The organism is Desulfobulbus alkaliphilus, from assembly GCF_016918545.1.
In the GTDB taxonomy this organism is placed as follows: Bacteria; Desulfobacterota; Desulfobulbia; order Desulfobulbales; family Desulfobulbaceae; genus Desulfobulbus; species Desulfobulbus alkaliphilus.
The window spans coordinates 1-2664 of the sequence record NZ_JAFFQC010000077.1; the positions used below are offsets into that span (position 1 = coordinate 1).

Below are 2664 nucleotides of genomic sequence, written 5' to 3' on the forward strand. Positions count from 1 at the left end.
TGCTTCCGCTCCCGCCGAGGAACAATCGAGATCGGGGGAGAGGCAAGGCAGGCGCTGACGTACTCCTGGGCGAAACGGGAAACCTCCGTTTTCCCCTTGACAATACTTATCATGGATGTCCCTAATTTTCTGACCCTTAATCAGTAATGGTAACGAGCCTGAAGAAAATCCACCCGGTCATCTGTGACCAGATAGACAAGTCTGTGTTCCTGTGTCAATCGTCGTGACCATGTGCCGGGTGTCAGATATTTCAAGGGTTCAGGCTTGCCGATACCATGAAATGGATCGCGGAGAATGGTCTCGATAAGAGTCAGGACTCGCAAAGCCGTCTTCCGGTCTGTTTCCACCCAGTGGCGGAGATCGTCTCGAAATTCAGGATGAAAAACAGCGTCTCTACATATTTTACTCTTTGCAGGAGCGGTTTTTTTCACTCAAGCCCCATTTCCTTCTGAAGACTTTTCAACGACTCAGGTTTTTCAGAACGTTGCAATGCCCGTTCGAGGGCGGCAAGAAGGCGTCTGGCATTTTTAGGGGAACGCAGAAGATGTGCGGTCTCCTGAAGACTTTCAAGTTCATCGGCGGCAATAAGCGCTACATCTTCAGCGCCACGCCGTCGAATAATGATGACTTCCCTGTCTGTCGTCGCGGCATTACAAAGAGCAGAAAATCGCGCGCGGGCATCAGTGTACGTTGTTTGAATAGACATTGGTATCCTTCGTGGGAAATGATGTACAGGATTACTGTACGTTAGCTTGGACCTGACGTCAAGGGCCTTATCGTTTGCCGGGGATCATGGGTCCCGGAGACAGGTGGAGAAAATCAGGATGACTGATTGTTTTACGCATTAGTCTGCAAAAAAAATAAATCTGTCCCTTTTTCTTCTCCAGCTTGTAAGGTATATCCATGAAAAAATTAGGTACGCTTCCCTTGTTTTTATGAGAAAAAATCGAACATTTCCGAAAGCTTGTAAAATAGGGATGTGTCCCTGATTTTACTAACCAGCATGGCTGGATCAGATTGGCCAGCCACAACGGACAATGAAAAGTCGGCACTCCGGCATGGTACCGCCACCGGAACCAACACTTTCATATAAATTTTAAGGGGCAGTCCTGGTCGGCGGGTTTGCTGAGGTAGGAGCGGGCCATGCCCGCGAACAGAGTCGTTCAGGTTGTTTCATCATTGAGTGGAGCCCTGAGAAAGTCGAGCAGGAAAGTGTATTGGCCCTGGCGGACCAAGGTAAAGATCCTGTCCATATCCACGTTCATGTAGTCATGGACAATGCGGTTGCGCAGACCAACGATGCCATGCCACTGGGGCAGTTTTTTCTGGTCGATGAGTCCAATCCGGACCAGGGCTGCAAAAGCGTCGTAAGCGGAAATCGGCACCTCCATGCTCCGTGCCTTGAGTTGCTGTTTGGCCTTGCCGATGGCGTTTTCGATCAGCACCTGCAACCCATGCAGGACACCGTTCTGTTCAAGGGGCGTGAGAGCCTGTTCGGCGAGCAGACGTGAACGTGCTTCGTCCAGCAGGGCACCCTGTTGCGCGGCTATGCGCTTGGTTTCAGCGTGATACAGGTCCGTGCGCATATATTTTCTCCCAGTAATGCTCCTCCAACTCCCGCCAGGTCCGCCGAAGGAATCTCTGCCAGGGCAGGGTATCTTCGCCTATGAGGACAACGCCATTTTCCGCGATTTCAGCCCGCATAGCCAGACTTGCCCGGGGCACGTCGACCAGATCGATGGCCGTTGCCGGCAGCGCCAGGGCCTTGGCCAGTTCATGGCGCAGGGTTTCGGTGCGGCCCAGCTGCTCCAGCCAGTCCATGTCCCGTTGCCATTGCAGAGCAAGGTCCCAATCACTGTTCGAGGTGTGGGTGGAGCCGGCCCGACTGCCGATCAGCACGGCAAACTCCAGGTTAGGCTCAGCGGCGAGTATTCGGTCCAGGGTTGATTTCTCTGGAAAGGACATGGTTTGAGGCGGCTCGAGGTTTTATCATCGCAAAAGGCACTATGGCTCTTCAATGTGTTGCAATCTTATGGCCAGTATACAGCCGACACCGTGAAAGCGACAACCAGAAAAATTAGGAAAAAATTAGGGACGCTTCCCGTATTTTTATGAGAAAAAAACAAACATTTCCCGAAGCTTATAAAATAGGGGAAGTGTCCCTAATTTTTTCACTGCCAAGGGCTTTTTATTGCCGCAGGCACCACTACCAATGGATGGGAGCCAGACACTTCCCTGCCTTGACCGTCTCTTACCCGTGCGCTATATTTAAAAATATTACAATCCTACGCTTCGATCTGACAGCTATGCCCACCGAGAAACAGAAAACACATCCCATGCAAATTCCAACGACAACCAATAAAGTCAGCATGCATCCTGTTGAATTGGTACAAGAGAAAAAGAGGAGATACTGCGCATTTCCGCTGCGCACGCAAAAAATTAGAAAAAATTAGGGACGCTTCCCGTATTGTTATGAGAAAAAAACGAACATTTCCCGAAGCTTATAAAATAGGGGAAGTGTCCCTAATTTTTTTTAGTACACTTTATATTCCCCATGATAAAACTCAATGACTACAACAAAAATATTGACGGCCTGCTCAGGGAGACCAACCCTTTTGCCATAATAACCGCAGCGCATTTAAAAACGAAGGCCACAAAGAAAGA

General features: G+C 49.8%; 4 protein-coding genes. All 4 read right to left on the reverse strand.

The window, feature by feature from the left end:
* Positions 1-140 precede the first annotated feature (140 nt).
* The 4 genes from JWG43_RS17345 to mntA all read right to left on the reverse strand — a co-directional run bounded on the left by JWG43_RS17345 (position 141) and on the right by mntA (position 1965).
* Positions 141-431, reverse strand: a complete 291-nt coding sequence (locus JWG43_RS17345) for a Txe/YoeB family addiction module toxin (protein WP_338033282.1) — start codon at positions 429-431, stop codon at positions 141-143.
* Positions 428-706, reverse strand: coding sequence for a type II toxin-antitoxin system Phd/YefM family antitoxin (locus tag JWG43_RS17350; protein ID WP_205244206.1), 279 nt, complete (start codon positions 704-706; stop codon positions 428-430). The genes JWG43_RS17345 and JWG43_RS17350 overlap by 4 nt, the downstream gene beginning before the upstream one ends.
* Before the next feature lie 457 nt (positions 707-1163).
* Positions 1164-1586 carry a type VII toxin-antitoxin system HepT family RNase toxin gene (gene hepT, locus JWG43_RS17355; protein WP_205244207.1) on the reverse strand — a complete coding sequence of 141 codons (423 nt, stop codon included), beginning with the start codon at positions 1584-1586 and terminating at the stop codon, positions 1164-1166.
* Positions 1561-1965: a type VII toxin-antitoxin system MntA family adenylyltransferase antitoxin gene (gene mntA, locus JWG43_RS17360; RefSeq protein ID WP_205244208.1), complete on the reverse strand. Its 405-nt coding sequence runs from the start codon at positions 1963-1965 to the stop codon at positions 1561-1563. The genes hepT and mntA overlap by 26 nt, the downstream gene beginning before the upstream one ends.
* Positions 1966-2664: the final 699 nt, after the last annotated feature.

What these genes read in the sequence shown, in the direction of transcription:
- hepT (WP_205244207.1), bottom strand. Translation starts at nt 1,586, where the DNA reads ATGCGCACGGACCTGTATCACGCTGAAACCAAGCGCATAGCCGCGCAA.
- mntA (WP_205244208.1), bottom strand. Translation starts at nt 1,965, where the DNA reads ATGTCCTTTCCAGAGAAATCAACCCTGGACCGAATACTCGCCGCTGAG.
- JWG43_RS17350 (WP_205244206.1), bottom strand. Translation starts at nt 706, where the DNA reads ATGTCTATTCAAACAACGTACACTGATGCCCGCGCGCGATTTTCTGCT.